Below are 16,682 nucleotides of genomic sequence, written 5' to 3'. Positions count from 1 at the left end.
CGTGTTGCTGGTGCTCGGTTTTGCCATTCGCGGGCCGATTGGCCTGGTGGTGCCTACCGGCGTCTTGTGCAGTTATTACCTGCTCAATGGCCAGTGGCGCCGGATGATCACGATCGGCTTGCTGGCGGCGGTGCTATTGGCCGCCGGTATCGGCTTGCTGCTGTGGCTGGCCAACGTCAGTGGTGGCCCGACCTTCATGCAAGACGTGATCCGTATGCAGTTCATGGGGCGCATTGATGGCCGTGAAGGCGCGAGCGGTCCGCTGTTTTACTTCAGCAGCTCGCTGGGCAACTATGCGCTGGCGTATCCGTTGGCGGTAGTGGTGCTGGCCGCCGTGTTGCTGGTCGGTCGCAAGGATCGTGGGCCAGCGTTGCGGTTGCTGACCTTGTGCACTGCTGCCGGGCTGGTCGTGATGATTGGCCTGTCGATTCCGATGGCAAAAAAAGCCCGCTACATGCTGCCGATGCTGCCGATGGCGGCGATCATTGCGGCGTATCCGTTCCAGGCCCAGGGCCGGGTGTTCCAGTGGTTGCGCGGCCTGATGCAAGGCCTGTGGCTGCTGCTACCTGGTCTGCTGATCGTCGGGTTGCTGGTCGCCAAGCGACGTTTTCCGGAGCATCTCACCTCGGTGACGGCGGTGATGGTGATACTCGGTGTGTTGCAGGTGATCGCACTGGGTCTGTTGTTCAAGCCACGCATGCGTGCGGTGGGTCTGGCCTTCACCGCAGTGCTGGCATTGTGGTCCGCCTACATCCTGGTGTTTGAACCGGTGGAGCGTTCGCTCTTCGACACCCGTACTTTCAGTCGTGCAGCCTTTGAGCTGATCCAGAAAGACCCGGCACCTGTGGTGCTTCACGCCATGGGCAAAGACGCCAAGGCGATCAAGTTCATGGTCAACGTCGAGCATGACCTGTTCCCGGTCTTCACTCATTCAGTGCAAGAGCTGGAAAACCTGAAAGGCCCTGCCTGGCTGGTGATGGAAAAAAGTGACTACGAGGCCCTGAAAGGCTCTCGGTTGGCAACATTGCAACCGGTGCTGAACGGGAACTTCGACAAGGACGATTACGTCCTGCTGCATCTGGTGCCGTAGCAGCCCTGAACGGGTTGCACATCGTCAGGGCGCTTGCTTAAGCTTGCGCCCATGACTATTTCCCTCCGCCGTGCCCAATTCAACGATGCCAGCGCACTGCCCGCCGTAGAGCGTTCAGCTGCCGCCCTCTTCCGTAATGACCCTGAGCTTGCCTGGCTTGCCGACGCCCCCGTGACCAGCTTCGAACAGCACCTGCGCGCCATAGAGTCCGCGCAGCTTGAAGCAGAAATTACCCATGGATTGCCGGGCGCCCGACGGTGTGCGATGCGCTATTGCATCAAGCCGTAAAGAGTATGTATCGGCGGGAAACAGCCGCAGGAATCATTGTCCTGTGGCCAGCACTTTCATGTCATCAACCGGTCTTGCGTCGAACAGTCTCGCACCGATATCAGCCACTACTTCAGGCGAAACAGAGTCGTTGTTTGACTTGCCCATCGAACATTTAAATATGTGTTCGACACTGCCTGCCAGGCGCTATAAACGCCAAACCCTGAGACAACTCCGCCGAGTTATCAACGACTATCAACCCAGCAGGCATCCACGCTTGATTTCAGGCCCCCGCCTTCAGATCCACCCCCAAGGCCTGGGCAAACGCCTTGACCAACGGACTGCGCACCGTGTTGTGCCGCAGGATCAAATTGAACGGTGTATTGAAGCTGATCAGGTCCGGCCGCAGGGCTCTGAACGTGCCTTGTGCAACCAGAGTCGCGGCATAGTGCTGTGGCAGAAAACCCAGGAAACGCCCGGTCTTGATCAGCATGGCGACGGCTTCGACCTGTGACGCCGAGGCAGAAAAACTGTCGTACCGGGCAAACGTCAGCTTGTCGCGGTGGATGGCGTAGCGATGGTTGATGAACTCGTGTTGCTTGAGCACATCTTCGCCCATCTGCTCATTCGGAACGCTGAACAACGGGTGCCCCACCGCGCAGTAGGCCTCTGATCTTTCTTCATACAACGTGAAGTAATCGAACTCTTCTCTTTTCTGATAAACCGGCACTATTCCGGCGACCAACCGCCCTTCTACAACGCCTCTTTCCACTTCATCCAGTTGTGAGGCCTGAAGTTGAAACCGCACTTTCGGCGACTCTTCATTTATTCGCTTTAATGCGGCAACTAACGGAGAGTTTTCATCGGTAATCGTATTATCGATCACCCCTACTCCCAAGTCGCCTATCAATTCATTCTGAGCGCAACTAAGCTTGTCTCGAAAGTTGTCGACCGAGGCAAATAAGTCAATCGACGCCTGATAGACCAGGCGCCCTTCTTCGGTCAGATGAAACCCCTCTCGACCCCGAGTACACAGGCGCATGCCGATACGAATCTCAAGATCGGAGATCTGTTTGCTGATGGCTGCCAGCCCCACATTCAGCTCGTTTTGAGCGGCACTAAAACCGCCGGCCTCGACCACCGCCTTGAACACTTTGAGCAGTTTGAAGTCCAGCCCGCTCAGGGCCAAAGGCGCTCGATGAGCCGTTTTCAACGGCGGGTTTCCAGAATTGGAAAGTGGGGTTTCCATAATGCTTATTTACCTCTGGCGCCCGATTCAACAGTCTGTGTCCAACAACAAAAATAACGCTGGCTAATAATAATGAACACAGAAAACCAGGCTTGGCAACTCCCAATAATTTCCCTCAGTCAGCGCCAAGTCGCTGATTCGAAACTATTAAAAGCTGACACTTCGATCAGCTCTCGCCACTTGCAACTGCCCTCTTGAAAACTGCATGAGCCGAACCACGCCCGGACTATCCCGGCGAGTGTCCAAGGCTCTGCGTAACGACATCAGTTCGTGTTACCGACGAGGAAAACAACAATGACTCAAGCAACCGATCGTTTGTGGGGAGCGCGTTTCAAAAGCGGTCCGTCCGAAGCCCTGGCAGCCCTGTCCCGCTGCCCTGAGCGGTACTTCCGCCTCACCCCTTACGACCTGGCCGGTTCCAAGGCCCATGCCGGGGAATTGCACCGCGCCGGCTTGCTCGATGCACAGGAAACCCAAACCATGCTCGATGCGCTGGAGCGCATTGGCGAAGACTTCCGTGCTGGCTTTGTCAGCCCGACCCTCGACGACGAAGACGTCCACACCTTCATCGAGCGCCTGCTGACCGAACGCCTTGGCGCACTGGGCGGCAAGCTGCGGGCCGGACGCTCGCGCAACGATCAGACCGCCAACGATCTGCGACTGTTTCTGCGTGATCACGCTCGCACCCTGACCACTGAAGTGCTGGCCCTGCAACAGGCGCTGGAGCATGCTCGGCGTCAACATCTCGCGTTTGGCCGAAGAGTTTTGCCTGTGGTCTTCACGGCAATTTCGCTGGGTTGCGCTGGACGATGCCTACGCCACCGGCAGTTCGATCATGCCGCAGAAGAAAAACCCGGACATCGCCGAACTGGCGCGGGGCAAGGCTGGCCGTTTGATCGGCAACCTGACCGGCCTGCTGTCGACCCTCAAATCCCTACCGCTGTCCTACAACCGCGACCTGAGCGAAGACAAAAACGGTGTGCTCGACARCGTCGACACCCTGTTGCTGGTGCTGCCAGCCATGGCCGGGATGGTCGCGACCATGAAGGTCAACGTCGAAGAACTGCGTCGCCAGGCACCGCTGGGCTTCACTCTCGCCACCGAGGTCGCCGACTGGCTGGCGGTGCGCGGTGTGCCGTTCAAAGAGGCCCACGAAATCACCGGTGCACTGGTTCAGGCCTGTGAAAAACACGACATCGAACTGTGGGAAGCCTCGCCGGCACTGCTGGCCGAGATCGATGTGCGCCTGACCCCCGAAGTGCGCGACAGCCTGACCCTGGAAGCCGCCATCGCAGCCCGCAGTGGCTGGGGCGGAACCGCGCCGCAGCAGGTCCGTGAACAGATCGGCCGCTTGAGAACCGCCCTCGCCGCACAGCAGCAATGGGCCGAAAACTATCAAGGCTTCCGCCTCTGAAGCACCGCACAGAACCTGTGGGAGCGAGCCTGCTCGCGATTTCGATATCACATTCAACATCAATGTTGGCTGACCCACCACTATCGCGAGCAGGCTCGCTCCCACAGGGATTTAGCTGATCTGAAAGACCAGCGTAAGGAGAATCGAAATGAACCAGACTCAGGCAGAGCTCCTCGCGGAGCGCAAAAAGGCCGAAAACCAGTTCGACATTACCCAGTACGAGCATGTGCCTCGGCGCTATTACGGGCGGATCTTCTTCGCCACGCTGATCGTCGTCGCCATCGTCGGTCTGGTCAGGGCTTTCGCCGAGGGCAAGATCGAGTGGTCGTACATCGGCCAGTTCCTGACCTCCCAGGCGATTCTGTTCGGCTTGCTCAACACCATCGTCATGGCCGTGCTGGCGATGGCGCTGGGGATTGTCTTCGGGGTGATCACCGCCGTGATGCGCATGTCGGCGAACCCGATCCTGCGCTATGTCGCGGTGACATACACCTGGCTGTTTCGCGGTACGCCGTTGATTCTGCAATTGCTGTTGTGGTTCAACCTGGCGCTGATCTTCCCCACCATTGGCATTCCGGGGCTGTTCGAACTCGATACCGTCAGCCTGATGACGCCCTTCGTCGCAGCGCTGCTGGGCCTGAGCATCAACCAGGGCGCCTACACCGCTGAAGTGGTGCGCGCCGGTCTGCTCTCGGTGGACACCGGCCAGTACGAAGCAGCCAAGTCGATCGGCATGCCGCGCCTGCAAGCGCTGCGCCGGATCATCTTGCCGCAGGCCATGCGCATCATCATTCCACCGGTCGGCAACGAGTTCATCGGCATGGTCAAGATGACCTCCCTGGCCAGCGTGATCCAGTACTCGGAACTGCTCTACAACGCGCAGAACATCTACTACGCCAACGCCCGCGTGATGGAGCTGCTGATCGTCGCCGGCATCTGGTACCTGGCCGCCGTCACCGTCTTGTCCTTTGGTCAAAGTCGTCTGGAGCGTCGTTTCGCTCGCGGCGCCGGCAAGCGCTCGTGAGTCACGCAGGAGAATTGAACATGAGAAGCATCGTCAAGGCTGTTGGCCTGAACAAGTACTACGACCAATACCACGCGCTCAAAGACATCAACATCGAAGTCGAACAGGGCGAAGTGCTGTGCATCATCGGGCCGTCCGGTTCCGGCAAAAGCACCCTGCTGCGCTGCGTCAATCAGCTGGAAAAAATCGACAAGGGCGGCCTCTGGGTCGACGGCGAGTTGGTGGGTTACCGCATTGCCGGCAACAAACTGCACGAGCTCAACGAGTCGCAGATCGCCCGGCAGCGGCTGGCCACCGGCATGGTGTTCCAGCGCTTCAACCTGTTTCCGCACATGACCGTGCTGCAAAACATCATCGAAGGCCCGTGCCAGGTGCTCAAGCGTTCGCCCAAGGAAGCGCACGAAGATGCGCTTGAGTTGCTGGCCCGCGTCGGCCTGGCCGACAAGCGCAACAGCTACCCGATCGAACTCTCGGGGGGTCAGCAACAACGGGTGGCCATTGCCCGAGCGCTGGCCATGCGGCCCAAGCTGATGCTGTTCGATGAACCCACTTCGGCACTCGACCCGGAACTGGTCGGTGAGGTGCTGTCGGTGATGCGCGATCTGGCGCAGACCGGCATGACCATGATCGTCGTCACCCATGAACTGGGCTTCGCCCGCGAGGTTTCCAATCGCATGGTGTTCATGGACGGCGGGCAGATCGTGGAGGCAGGAAGCCCCGAAGAAATACTAATAAGTCCACAAAACCCGCGCACCCAAAGCTTCATTTCTGCCGTTCGCACCTAACGACAACTCAAAAAGAGAACGACCATGAAAAAACTCCTTATCCCTGCAGTAGTGGCTGGCCTGATGGCCTCTTCGATGACCTGGGCAGCTGATTTGCCCGCGAGCATCAAGGCCAAGGGCGAAATCGTCGTGGCAATCATGCCCAACTATCCGCCAATGGATTTCAAGGACCCGGCCACCAACACCCTCACCGGCCTGGACTACGACTTGGGCAATGTCTTGGCCGAGCGTCTGGGCGTGAAGATCAAATGGCAGGAAACCGGCTTCGAGCAAATGATCAACGCCCTGACCACCGACCGTGTGGACGTGGTGCTGTCGGGCATGACCGACACCGCCGAGCGCCAGCAGAGCGTGACCTTCGTTGACTACTTCACCAGCGGGCCGCAGTTCTACACCCTGCAAAAGAACAAGGACACCAACGAAATTGCCGACCTGTGCGGCAAGAAAGTCGGAACCAGCCGACGTACGACGTTCCCGTCGGAAATTGCTGAATGGAGCAAGGCCAATTGCGAAGCGAAGGGTAAACCGGCGATCAACGTGATCGGCACCGAAGGCTCCGCCGACGCCCGTGCGCAACTGCGCCAGAGCCGCATCGATGCGGCCATGCAGGGCAGCGAAACCCTGTMGTATCTGAAGACCCAGGAAAAGGACACCTACAAGACCGTGGGGGCGCCGATCTCGGTGCAGTTCAGTGGTCTGGGCGTCAGCAAGAAAAAACCCGAGTTGAGCGAAGCGGTGAAAGTCGCGYTGCAAAGCATGATYGAYGACGGCAGCTATCAGGCGATCTTGAAGAAGTGGGAYCTGGARYTGGGYRCSATYAAAACCGTGACCATCAACGCCGGGAAGTAACGCTGAAATACGTTGCCCCGTAGCAGCTGTCGAGCACGCGAGGCTGCGTTCGAGGACGCAGTCCTCGCAAGTCTGTGTACACGGTTTACCTGAAAGAACGCGTTGTCTGATTTTACGGCGGCTGCGCCACCGAACGCAGCCTCGCGGGCTCGGCAGTTGCTACGGGTGTTATGACCATATATGAACGGAGCGCCACGATGTCCTCCTCGCCCCAACCGACGTGGCCCGACGGCCACACCGCCTGCCTGGCCCTGGCCTTCGATCTCGACGGCCCCACCGGCGATGCGATGCTCAACGGTTCGATCTGGCACAAGCCCGAGTATTTCGGTTTTGGCGGTTACGGGCCGTATCGAGCCTTGCCACGGATTCTCGACCTGCTCGACGAATTCCGCATCCCGAGCACCTTCTTCGTCCCGGCCTGGGTCGTGGAGAACTGGCCGAGACAGTGCCAGTCGATCATCGAGCGCGGGCATGAAGTGGCTTACCACGGCTACAAACACGAGTCCTTCTATGCCCTGACACTGGAGCAGCAAAAGGACGTCATGAATAAATGCCGCGAGGTGTTCTGGCAGCATTTGAACATCCGCGCAGAAGGCTTTCGCACCCCGTCCGGTGACTGGCGGGCCGAGACGCCGGCCATGCTGGTGGAGGCTGGCGTGACCTACTCCAGCAGCATGCGCGGCGATGACCGGCCGTATCTGGTGAAAGTGCCAGGCTACGAAACCCCGCTGGTGGAAATCCCCGGCCGCTGGGAAATGGACGATTACGCTTCCCTCGCCTACACCCGCGCGCCGGACTTTCCCTCGGGGCTGGACCGTACCGCCAGCTATGAGCTGACTCTCGACAATTGGTGCCGTGAGTACGACGGCGCGATGAACGAAGGACTGTGCCTGACCACGCTCTTCCACCCGAAGATCACCGGCAAACCGGGGCGCATTCTGCTGCTGGAGAAACTCTTCGAACACATGCGCCAGCGTGATGACGTGTGGTTCGCCACCTGCCGCGATGTCGCCCACTGGTGGCTCAAGGAGCATCAACATGACTGATTCGACGGTCTGGCCCAAAGGCTACCGGTGCGCCGTGGTGTTGACCGTCGACTACAACGACGTACACGGCATCCTGACCCAGGCCCCGGAAGTCGCCGGCCGCGACAAGACGTTGTCGGTGTGGCGCTACGGCACCCAGCGCGGGGTCGAACGCTTGCTCGCACTGTTCAAGGAGCTAGGCGTTTCCAGCAGCTGGTGCATACCGGGCATCGTTGCCGAAGAGAACCCCGAACATATCCGCGCGATCCAAACCGCCGGTCATGAAATTGCCTGCGCCGGTTATCGTCATCAGAACTACGACAGCCTGAATCTGGCCGAGCAGACCGCTGCTCTTGAGCGCGGCTGCCGKGCTCTCGCGGCCATTACCGGTCAGCGCCCGGCGGGTTTCCGGATTCCCGCCGGCAACTGGGCACCGGGGTTTACCGAAGCGTTGCGCGAGCAAGGCATTCGCTGGTCGTCGTGCTGGCGTGGCGATGACCTGCCGTTCGCCCATCCGACGGCGCCTGAGGTGATCGAACTGCCAATGCACTATGAACTGGAGGACGAACCGTACTTCGCGTTCAACCTGAGCCCGGCAGTCCCGCCCGCGCAATCGCGGATTGCTTCTTACAGTCATACCTTGGGCAACCTGCAAATGGACTTTGCCGGGTTTCATCGCTTTGGCCTGTGCTACGTGTTGCGCCTGCACCCGGAAATCATCGCGACCCCGGGACGCATCGGTGTCCTGCGCGAGTTGCTGCTGGGTATCCAGCAACACGACGACGTTTGGATCGCCACGGCTGGCGACGTCGCCCAGTGGTGGGCCGAGCGCGCTGTGCCGATGGACGAGGAGCATCCAGCCGCCGTGTATGAGCGGCATTATCGAGCGTACTTGCCATGAGTGAACGATTGCAGCGTCTGGCGCAATTTTGCGTCGAGACCCGTTTCGACGACTTGCCGCCGGCACTGGTGGCACAAGCCAAGCGGCATATTCTCGATACGGTCGGCGCGACCCTGGCCGGGGCCGCCAGTGAAATTGCCGTCACCGTCCGGCAAACCTTTGCCAATGAAACCGGCCCAACACTGGTCTGGGGCACTGCACAGTATGTCGGCGCCGCGCAGGCAGCGATGCTCAATGGGATCGCCGCCCATGCCCTGGAACTGGACGATACCGGTGGCTGCGATCACTCCGGCGCAGTGGTGCTGCCCGCAGTGATGGCAGCCGTCAGCCTGAGTCCTGCGCCGGTAAACGGTCGTGAGCTGATTACTGCGGTGGTGATTGGCTACGAGATCGGTCGGCGGGTACTTGAGGCTTGCGGCGGTTACTCGGCGCACAACGGCGCCGGTTGGCATTCGACCGCCACCTGCGGGGTGTTCGGCGCGGCAGCGGCCAGTGCGCGAATACTCGGTCTTGATCCGGCCCAAACCCTCGCCGCATTGGGTATTGCCGGCAGTTTCAGCGGTGGCCTCTGGGCGTTTATCCATGATGGCTCGCACAGCAAAAAGCTTCACAGCGGCCGCGCCGCCGAAGGCGGTCTGCTGGCGGCGCGGTTTGCCGAGCAAGGGATCAGCGGGCCAACGAAGTTGTTCGACGACGTCTGGGGCGGCTTTCTCAAGACCCTCGCGGCTGAACACGCGCAACCCGAAACGCTGGACGCAGACCTTGGCGTGGTGTGGAAACTCACCCGCTGCTCGATCAAGCCCTACGCATCATGCCGTGGCACGCATTCGGCCATCGATGCCTTGGGTCTGTTGCTTGAGCAATTGCAGATCGAAGCCGGTGAGTTGGAAGACGTTCAGGTGTCGCTGTGTGGTTTTCTCAACGAGATGTGCGGCGGGCGCGATGTCGGCAGTCTGGCAGCCGCGCAAATGAGCCTGCCGTATGCCCTCGCCGCTCGATTGGTCCATGGGCATTGCCGGCTTGAGGCTTATGACGACGAACAACGCAGCGCGTCAGAAATCGCTCATTGGATGTCGCGCATTCACCTTGTAGTGGAACCGCACCTGTCAGAGGATGGCGAGCCGGTCGTGAGCATTCGCAGCCGCGATGGTCGCACGGCGAGCCTGTGTGTCGAGGTGCCGTTGGGCGCACCGGGGAATCCGTTGAGCGATGCAGCGCTGGAGGAGAAGTTTTTCAGCCTGGCGACGCGGGTGCTGTCGATGGAACAGGCGACTGGGTTGCTGGAGCGGTTGTGGCAACTGGAAAAACTGGAATCGGTCGGTACGCTGGATCAACAACTCTCGATGCAAACACCACCCCTGTAGCAGCTGCCGAAGGCGGCGTTCGGCTGCGAAGCAGTCGTAAAATCAGGCAATGCGGTTTTTCTGAAGTACCGGGTTGTCTGAATTGCGAGCGCTGCGCACTCGAACGCAGGCTGCGCCAGCTGCTACAGGGTTTCGAAACGCTGGAACCGTATTTCAATAACAAGGACTCGTGTACCACCGTGGCCACTTACTCGCTCGTTATTCGCCGCCTGATGATCTGCTCGCTGACCATCGTCGTCAGCCGCGCCATCACCAGCCCGTTGCTGACACTGTTCCTCAGCAACAAGCTGGGCCTGAACCAACAGGACGTTGGCTTGCTGTTGGGCATCGCGGTGTTCATCGCCACCCTGCTCGCGTTGTATGGCGGTTACATCATCGACCGCCTGGAAAAACGCCGGTTGCTGATTCTGGCGATGCTTTCCAGCGCCGTCGGTTTTGTCCTGCTGACCTTCGCCCACGACCCCATTGGGCAGCGGGCCAAGGCGTTTTCGCTGCGCTACACCTTGACCAATATCGGCTACGCCACCGGCCCGATGCTCGGTGTGGTGATCGCCGGAGTGCAGCCATTGGCACCGTTCCTGATTGCCGGTGGCATCGCCTTTTTCAGTACCTTCCTGATGAGAGGGATTCCCGGATCAGCCAAGGAAGCGGCCGTTGGCCAGCCACAAAGCTTTCTGAAAACCCTGGTGACCCTGAAGAACGACCGCACACTGATCATGTTCACCTGCGGCTGCCTGCTCAGCACCGTGGTTCACGGACGTTTCACCCTGTACCTGTCGCAATACCTGCTGGTGACGCAAAACGAGCACATTGCCCTGCAAACCATGGCCGCGATCCTCGCCTGCAACGCAATCAGCGTGATTCTCTTGCAGTACCAGATCGGCCGCTTCCTCAAGCGTGAACAGCTGCGTTACTGGATTATTATTGGCAGCAGCCTGTTCATCCTCGGGTTGATCGGCTTCAGCTTCGCGCAAAACCTGGTGCAGTGGTGCCTGGCGATGTTTGTCTTCACCCTTGGCGAAATGATCATCTACCCGGCAGAGTTCCTGTTCGTCGATACCCTGGCCCCGGAAGAACTGCGCGGCAGCTACTACGGCGCGCAGAACCTGGCGGCGCTGGGCGGTGCGGCGAGCCCGGTGATTTGCGGCTTTTTGCTGACCCACACGGCACCGGCGACGATGTTTTATGCCCTCAGCGCACTGACCGCCATGGGCGGATTGCTGTGTTTCCTGAGTGGTCGGCGCGTCGCCACACTTCAAAATAAATGCACTGAAAGCTCATTAATATGAATTTGTCAGGAGTGAGATAGATCGGCACACTGTGCCGGTTCCTCCCCCAAATGTTGGAACACTTAAAGGGCTTTCTGGTGATCCAGACAAGCCCTTCTTTTTGCCCGTTCTTTGCCACTGGATCGTTTTCGTTATGCTCGCTCGCTGGATACCCGCTGCCGTCAACACCCGCCCCTCCGAATGGAGCCGTGCCGCCATCGGCATGTCGCTGGGCACACTGCTGAGTGTCTGGCTGTGTGGTCAGGTGTTCGGGATGGACGTGGCCTTGCACTTGATCGGGCCGTTGGGCGCTTCAGCGGTGTTGCTGTTCGCCGTGTCTTCCGGCGCGCTGGCGCAGCCGTGGTCGATTCTCGGCGGCTATTTGTGTGCCGCGGTGGTGTCGCTGCTGGTGGCCCATGTGCTTGGGCGCACGCTGGGCAGTGCCTGCCTGGCGGCTGGCATGGCGCTGATTCTGATGTGCTGGCTGCGTTGCCTGCACCCGCCGGCGGGAGCGTTGGCGTTGCTGCTGGTGGTGGCGGACCCGGCGACCATCGCGATGGAATGGCGCGAACTAGGGCCGGTGATGCTCGCCGCGACGTGCATGCTGCTCAGCGCCCTGGTCTATAACAACCTGACGCGGATCCGTTACCCCAAGGGCCACAGCGAGCCAGTCGCGGTGGTGCCCGCCGATCATCCGCCCGCAGACGTCCTGGCGATTACCGCCGAAGACCTCAAGCTGGCCCTGGCCGATATGCAGGAGTTCTTCGACGTCACGCCGGAGGACCTTGAGCAGTTGATCCACGCCAGCGAGCTGCACGCCAAACGCCGCAGCATCGGTGAAGTGTTCGGCACTCGGCCTTAGCTACTAAAGATTTGAAATGCCCTATCAGGGCGTTTATGCGATGAATCAGCGTGCAGGCATAACAAAAATGCAGACCGGACCTGCATCTATCACGGTTGTACATCGCAAATTTGCACTGTTACGATCCGGCATCGTTCGCGCGCGAACACTTCTATAAAGAACAATAAAAGCAGGGAGTTAGTGATGACTGCTCAGGTTTCATCCCAGGCGACCCACCGCATTGATGCCAGCGCCAACGACGTGCTGGCCGAGGTCCGCAACCACATTGGCCATCTGACCCTCAATCGCCCCGCCGGCCTCAACGCCATTACCCTGGACATGGTCCGCAGCCTGCACCGACAACTCGATGCCTGGTCGAAAGACCCGCACATCCACGCCGTGGTGTTGCGCGGAGCTGGCGAAAAAGCCTTCTGCGCCGGTGGCGATATCCGCTCGCTGTACGACAGTTTCAAAAGCGGCGGCACCCTGCATGAAGACTTTTTCGTCGAGGAATACGCCCTCGACCTGGCGATCCACCATTACCGCAAACCGGTACTGGCGTTGATGGACGGTTTCGTCCTCGGCGGCGGTATGGGCCTGGTGCAAGGCGCAGACCTGCGGGTGGTCACCGAACGCAGCCGCCTGGCAATGCCGGAAGTGGCCATCGGTTACTTCCCGGACGTTGGCGGTAGCTACTTCCTGCCACGGATTCCCGGCGAACTGGGCATCTACCTTGGCGTCAGCGGCGTGCAGATCCGCGCCGCCGATGCGCTGTATTGCGGGCTGGCCGACTGGTACCTCGAAAGCCAAAAACTCACCGAGCTGGATCAACACCTCGACAGCCTCGAGTGGCACGACACCCCGCTCAAGGACCTGCAAGGTCTGCTGGCGAAACTCGCGGTACAGCAACTGCCCGACGCACCGTTGCAAACATTGCGGCCAACGATCGACCACTTCTTCGCCCTGCCGGATGTGCCGAGCATTGTCGAGCAACTGCGCACCGTTACGGTTGCCGACAGCCACGACTGGGCGATGACCACTGCCGATGTGCTCGACAGTCGTTCACCGCTGGCCATGGGTGTAACGTTAGAGATGCTGCGTCGCGGCCGTCAGCTGAGCCTGGAAGACTRCTTCGCCCTCGAACTGCACCTCGATCGCCAATGGTTCGAACGCGGAGACCTGATCGAAGGCGTCCGCGCCTTGCTGATCGACAAAGACAAGAGTCCACGCTGGAACCCTCCGACCGTGCAGGCGCTGAACGCCAAACACGTTGCGAGTTTCTTCAGCGGTTTTGACCAGAGCGGGAGCTGAGCCATGCACGATATCGAATTGACCGAAGAACAAGTGATGATCCGCGACATGGCCCGGGATTTTGCCCGCGGCGAAATCGCCCCTCACGCCCAGGCCTGGGAAAAAGCCGGCTGGATCGATGATGCGCTGGTGGCCAAGATGGGCGAGCTGGGTTTGCTCGGCATGGTGGTTCCCGAGGAATGGGGCGGCACTTACGTCGACTACGTGGCCTACGCGCTGGCGGTAGAAGAGATTTCTGCCGGCGACGGCGCCACCGGTGCCTTGATGAGCATTCACAACTCGGTGGGCTGCGGACCGGTTCTGAACTATGGCACTGAAGAACAGAAACAGACCTGGCTGGCGGATCTGGCCAGCGGTCAGGCCATTGGCTGCTTCTGCCTGACCGAGCCGCAGGCCGGTTCCGAAGCGCACAACCTGCGCACCCGTGCCGAACTGCGCGACGGCCAGTGGGTGATCAATGGCGCCAAGCAGTTCGTCAGCAACGGTCGACGGGCAAAACTGGCGATTGTGTTTGCCGTGACCGACCCGGAGCTGGGTAAGAAAGGTTTGTCGGCGTTCCTGGTGCCAACCGACACACCGGGTTTTATCGTCGACCGCAGCGAACACAAGATGGGTATCCGCGCTTCCGACACCTGCGCGGTGACGCTGAACAACTGCACGATCCCCGAAGCCAATCTGCTGGGTGAGCGCGGCAAGGGTTTGGCGATTGCTTTGTCCAACCTCGAAGGCGGTCGTATCGGCATCGCCGCACAGGCGCTGGGTATCGCCCGTGCTGCTTTCGAAGCAGCGCTGGCCTACGCCCGTGACCGGGTGCAGTTCGACAAGCCGATCATCGAGCACCAAAGCGTCGCCAACATGCTGGCCGACATGCACACCCGGCTGAACGCCGCGCGCTTGCTGATCCTGCATGCCGCACGGTTGCGCAGCGCCGGCAAGCCATGCCTGTCGGAAGCCTCACAGGCCAAGCTGTTTGCCTCGGAGATGGCCGAGAAGGTCTGTTCGTCTGCGATACAGATTCACGGCGGCTACGGCTATCTGGAGGATTATCCGGTGGAACGCTACTACCGCGATGCGCGGATCACGCAGATTTACGAAGGCTCGAGCGAGATTCAGCGGATGGTGATTGCGCGGGAACTCAAGAACCTACATTACTTACCGACGAACTGCGCCTCACGCTTGGCAATAAACGCCGCCATGCCTTCTTTCTGGTCCTGTGTGGCAAACGCCGCATGGAACACCCGACGTTCGAAGCGCACGCCTTCGGACAGGCTGACTTCAAAGGCGCGGTTGACGCTTTCCTTGACCATCATTGCAATCGGCAAGGACTTCTTGGCAATCAGCGCGGCAACCTTCAGCGCTTCATCCAGCAGCTCATCCACCGGTACGACGCGCGCAACAATGCCGCAGCGTTCCGCTTCCACCGCGTCGATCAGGCGGCCGCTGAGGCACATTTCCATGGCTTTGGCCTTGCCCACGGCGCGAGTCAGGCGCTGGGTGCCGCCCATGCCCGGCAACACGCCGAGGTTGATTTCCGGCTGGCCGAATTTGGCGTTGTCGCCAGCCAAAATAAAGTCGCACATCAGCGCCAGCTCACAGCCACCGCCCAGGGCAAAACCGGCGACCGCCGCGATGATCGGCTTGCGTCGATTGGCCACCCGGTCACTGTCGCTGAACAGATCGTCGAGGTAGATCTGCGGGTAGGTCAACTCGGCCATTTCCTTGATGTCGGCACCGGCGGCAAAGGCTTTTTTCGAGCCGGTCAGCACGATGCAGCCGATTTCCGGATTGGCTTCCAGACCGTCCAGCGCGTGGTTAAGCTCGCTGACAATCTGCGCATTCAAGGCATTCAGGGCTTGCGGGCGGTTGAGGGTGATCAGACCCACACGACCCTGGACTTCCAACAAAATCGTTTCGTAGCTCATGCAACGTTCCTTCTCAAAGATTGCGCGAAATGACCATGCGCTGAATATCACTGGTGCCTTCATAGATCTGACAAACCCGCACGTCGCGGTAGATCCGCTCCAGCGGGAAGTCGTTCAGGTAACCGTAACCACCGAGGGTTTGCAAGGCCATCGAGCAGACCTTTTCGGCCATTTCCGAGGCGAACAGCTTGGCCATCGAGKCTTCCACCAGCGCCGGTTTGCCGCTGTCACGCAGGGCCGCGGCGTAATGCACCATCTGCCGGGCGACGGCGATTTGCGTGGCCATGTCAGCCAAACGGAAGGCTACCGCCTGATGCTCGATGATCGGCTTGCCGAAACTCTCGCGCTCGCGGGCGTAATCGCGGGCGGCTTCGAACGCGGCGCGGGCCATGCCGACCGACTGCGAAGCAATCCCGACGCGCCCGCCTTCAAGGTTGGCCAGGGCGATTTTGTAGCCTTCGCCCTCCTCACCCAGACGATTGGCCACCGGCACCTTCACGTCCTCAAAGAGGATTTGGCAGGTGTCCGAGGCGTGCTGGCCGAGCTTGTCTTCAACCCGCGCAACCTTGTAGCCCGGCGAATCGGTCGGCACGATAAAGGCGCTGATCCCGCGTTTGCCGGCGCTCGGGTTGGTGACTGCGAAGACGATCACCACCCCGGCGTTTTGCCCCGAGGTAATGAACTGCTTGCAGCCGTTGAGCACGTAGTGATCGCCGTTCAGGCGGGCACGGGTTTTCAGGCTGCTGGCATCGGAACCGGCCTGCGGCTCGGTCAGCGCGAACGCCCCGAGCATGGCGCCACTGGCCAACGGTTTGAGGAAGCGTTCTTTCTGATCGTCGTTGCCGAACTTGAGGATCGGCACGCAACCCACCGAGTTGTGCACACTCATGATGGTCGAACAGGCGCCATCGCCAGCGGCGATTTCTTCCAGGGCCATGGCGTACGCCAGGTAACCGGTGTCGCAACCGCCCCACTGCTCCGGCACCAACATGCCGAAGAAGCCCAGTTCGGCCATCTCGCCGATGGCTTCCTTGGGAAAGCGGTGCTCGCGATCCCACTCGGCGGCGAACGGCTTGAGCCGTTCCTGGGCAAATTGCCGGGCCGCGTCGCTGATCTGTAGTTGTTCGTCAGTCGGTAGCATGTTGATTCCTTAGTACAGGCATTCAACGGCCATGGCCGTGGCTTCACCGCCGCCGATGCAGATCGCTGCGACGCCGCGTTTCAGGCCTTTCTGGCGCAAGGCCGAGAGCAAGGTCACGAGGATCCGCGCACCCGAAGCGCCGATCGGGTGACCCAGCGCACAGGCGCCACCGTGGACATTGACCTTGCTGTGGGGGATTTCCAGCTTGGTCATGGTCACCAGGCTGACCAC

The 16,682-nt window shown here is 60.2% G+C and carries 14 protein-coding genes and 3 pseudogenes; 13 read left to right on the top strand and 4 right to left on the bottom strand.

Features of this window, described 5'->3' with window-relative positions; all coding sequences use genetic code 11:
• Both AC1DH9_RS17365 and AC1DH9_RS17360 read left to right on the top strand, forming a co-directional pair.
• Positions 1 to 1,090, top strand: a 1,090-nt coding sequence (locus AC1DH9_RS17365; RefSeq protein ID WP_477808485.1) for a glycosyltransferase, incomplete at its 5' end; no start/stop codon positions are given.
• A gap of 51 nt (positions 1,091 to 1,141) precedes the next feature.
• Positions 1,142 to 1,378, top strand: coding sequence for a hypothetical protein (locus AC1DH9_RS17360; RefSeq protein ID WP_477808484.1), 237 nt, complete (start codon positions 1,142 to 1,144; stop codon positions 1,376 to 1,378).
• Between the two features lie 262 nt (positions 1,379 to 1,640).
• Here AC1DH9_RS17360 and AC1DH9_RS17355 read toward each other — a convergent pair whose 3' ends face one another.
• Complete coding sequence (locus AC1DH9_RS17355) at positions 1,641 to 2,606, bottom strand: LysR family transcriptional regulator (RefSeq protein ID WP_427540093.1); 966 nt, start codon at positions 2,604 to 2,606, stop codon at positions 1,641 to 1,643.
• A gap of 294 nt (positions 2,607 to 2,900) precedes the next feature.
• On the opposite strand from AC1DH9_RS17355, the pseudogene AC1DH9_RS17350 reads away from it, so the two are divergent.
• From AC1DH9_RS17350 to AC1DH9_RS17300, 11 genes and pseudogenes are all read left to right on the top strand, one after another.
• Positions 2,901 to 4,020, top strand: a pseudogene (locus tag AC1DH9_RS17350) (argininosuccinate lyase).
• A 148-nt stretch (positions 4,021 to 4,168) separates the two neighbouring features.
• Positions 4,169 to 5,044, top strand: a complete 876-nt coding sequence (locus AC1DH9_RS17345; protein ID WP_054597473.1) for an amino acid ABC transporter permease — start codon at positions 4,169 to 4,171, stop codon at positions 5,042 to 5,044.
• A gap of 20 nt (positions 5,045 to 5,064) precedes the next feature.
• On the top strand, positions 5,065 to 5,829 hold the full coding sequence (locus AC1DH9_RS17340) for an amino acid ABC transporter ATP-binding protein (protein ID WP_401113709.1): 765 nt from the start codon (positions 5,065 to 5,067) through the stop codon (positions 5,827 to 5,829).
• Between the two features lie 24 nt (positions 5,830 to 5,853).
• Complete coding sequence (locus tag AC1DH9_RS17335; protein WP_477808483.1) at positions 5,854 to 6,678, top strand: ABC transporter substrate-binding protein; 825 nt, start codon at positions 5,854 to 5,856, stop codon at positions 6,676 to 6,678.
• 197 nt (positions 6,679 to 6,875) lie between these two features.
• The gene (locus AC1DH9_RS17330) at positions 6,876 to 7,724 is read left to right on the top strand and encodes a polysaccharide deacetylase family protein (protein ID WP_427540083.1); all 849 of its coding nucleotides are present in this window, start codon (positions 6,876 to 6,878) and stop codon (positions 7,722 to 7,724) included.
• Positions 7,717 to 8,604 (top strand): polysaccharide deacetylase family protein, encoded by an 888-nt coding sequence (locus tag AC1DH9_RS17325; RefSeq protein ID WP_427540080.1) that lies wholly within the window; start codon positions 7,717 to 7,719, stop codon positions 8,602 to 8,604. The genes AC1DH9_RS17330 and AC1DH9_RS17325 overlap by 8 nt, the downstream gene beginning before the upstream one ends.
• The gene (locus AC1DH9_RS17320; protein WP_427540077.1) at positions 8,601 to 9,968 is read left to right on the top strand and encodes an MmgE/PrpD family protein; all 1,368 of its coding nucleotides are present in this window, start codon (positions 8,601 to 8,603) and stop codon (positions 9,966 to 9,968) included. The genes AC1DH9_RS17325 and AC1DH9_RS17320 overlap by 4 nt, the downstream gene beginning before the upstream one ends.
• Positions 9,969 to 10,147: 179 nt before the next feature.
• Positions 10,148 to 11,257, top strand: a complete 1,110-nt coding sequence (locus AC1DH9_RS17315; RefSeq protein WP_477808482.1) for an MFS transporter — start codon at positions 10,148 to 10,150, stop codon at positions 11,255 to 11,257.
• A 133-nt stretch (positions 11,258 to 11,390) separates the two neighbouring features.
• Positions 11,391 to 12,098, top strand: a complete 708-nt coding sequence (locus AC1DH9_RS17310; protein WP_427540071.1) for an HPP family protein — start codon at positions 11,391 to 11,393, stop codon at positions 12,096 to 12,098.
• Positions 12,099 to 12,281: 183 nt separating this feature from the next.
• On the top strand, positions 12,282 to 13,388 hold the full coding sequence (locus AC1DH9_RS17305) for an enoyl-CoA hydratase/isomerase family protein (RefSeq protein ID WP_477808481.1): 1,107 nt from the start codon (positions 12,282 to 12,284) through the stop codon (positions 13,386 to 13,388).
• A gap of 3 nt (positions 13,389 to 13,391) precedes the next feature.
• Positions 13,392 to 14,531, top strand: a pseudogene (locus AC1DH9_RS17300) (acyl-CoA dehydrogenase family protein); the annotation flags it as partial.
• Positions 14,532 to 14,536: 5 nt separating this feature from the next.
• Here the strand turns inward: AC1DH9_RS17300 and AC1DH9_RS17295 are convergent.
• From AC1DH9_RS17295 to AC1DH9_RS17285, 3 genes and pseudogenes are all read right to left on the bottom strand, one after another.
• Positions 14,537 to 15,310, bottom strand: a complete 774-nt coding sequence (locus tag AC1DH9_RS17295; protein ID WP_427540065.1) for an enoyl-CoA hydratase — start codon at positions 15,308 to 15,310, stop codon at positions 14,537 to 14,539.
• A 13-nt stretch (positions 15,311 to 15,323) separates the two neighbouring features.
• Positions 15,324 to 16,451, bottom strand: a complete 1,128-nt coding sequence (locus tag AC1DH9_RS17290; RefSeq protein ID WP_477808480.1) for an acyl-CoA dehydrogenase — start codon at positions 16,449 to 16,451, stop codon at positions 15,324 to 15,326.
• A gap of 9 nt (positions 16,452 to 16,460) precedes the next feature.
• Positions 16,461 to 16,682: pseudogene (locus tag AC1DH9_RS17285) on the bottom strand (acetyl-CoA C-acetyltransferase); the annotation flags it as partial.

This window comes from Pseudomonas sp. 05T35, from assembly GCF_056396605.1.
Note: the sequence above shows the minus strand (reverse complement) of the source record. Positions and strands in the feature narration are given on the sequence as shown.

Excerpts from the sequence above, each read along its gene's own strand:
- AC1DH9_RS17360 (WP_477808484.1), top strand. The coding sequence starts at position 1,142 with ATGACTATTTCCCTCCGCCGTGCCCAATTCAACGATGCCAGCGCACTG.
- AC1DH9_RS17355 (WP_427540093.1), bottom strand. The coding sequence starts at position 2,606 with ATGGAAACCCCACTTTCCAATTCTGGAAACCCGCCGTTGAAAACGGCT.
- AC1DH9_RS17345 (WP_054597473.1), top strand. The coding sequence starts at position 4,169 with ATGAACCAGACTCAGGCAGAGCTCCTCGCGGAGCGCAAAAAGGCCGAA.
- AC1DH9_RS17340 (WP_401113709.1), top strand. The coding sequence starts at position 5,065 with ATGAGAAGCATCGTCAAGGCTGTTGGCCTGAACAAGTACTACGACCAA.
- AC1DH9_RS17330 (WP_427540083.1), top strand. The coding sequence starts at position 6,876 with ATGTCCTCCTCGCCCCAACCGACGTGGCCCGACGGCCACACCGCCTGC.
- AC1DH9_RS17320 (WP_427540077.1), top strand. The coding sequence starts at position 8,601 with ATGAGTGAACGATTGCAGCGTCTGGCGCAATTTTGCGTCGAGACCCGT.
- AC1DH9_RS17310 (WP_427540071.1), top strand. The coding sequence starts at position 11,391 with ATGCTCGCTCGCTGGATACCCGCTGCCGTCAACACCCGCCCCTCCGAA.
- AC1DH9_RS17295 (WP_427540065.1), bottom strand. The coding sequence starts at position 15,310 with ATGAGCTACGAAACGATTTTGTTGGAAGTCCAGGGTCGTGTGGGTCTG.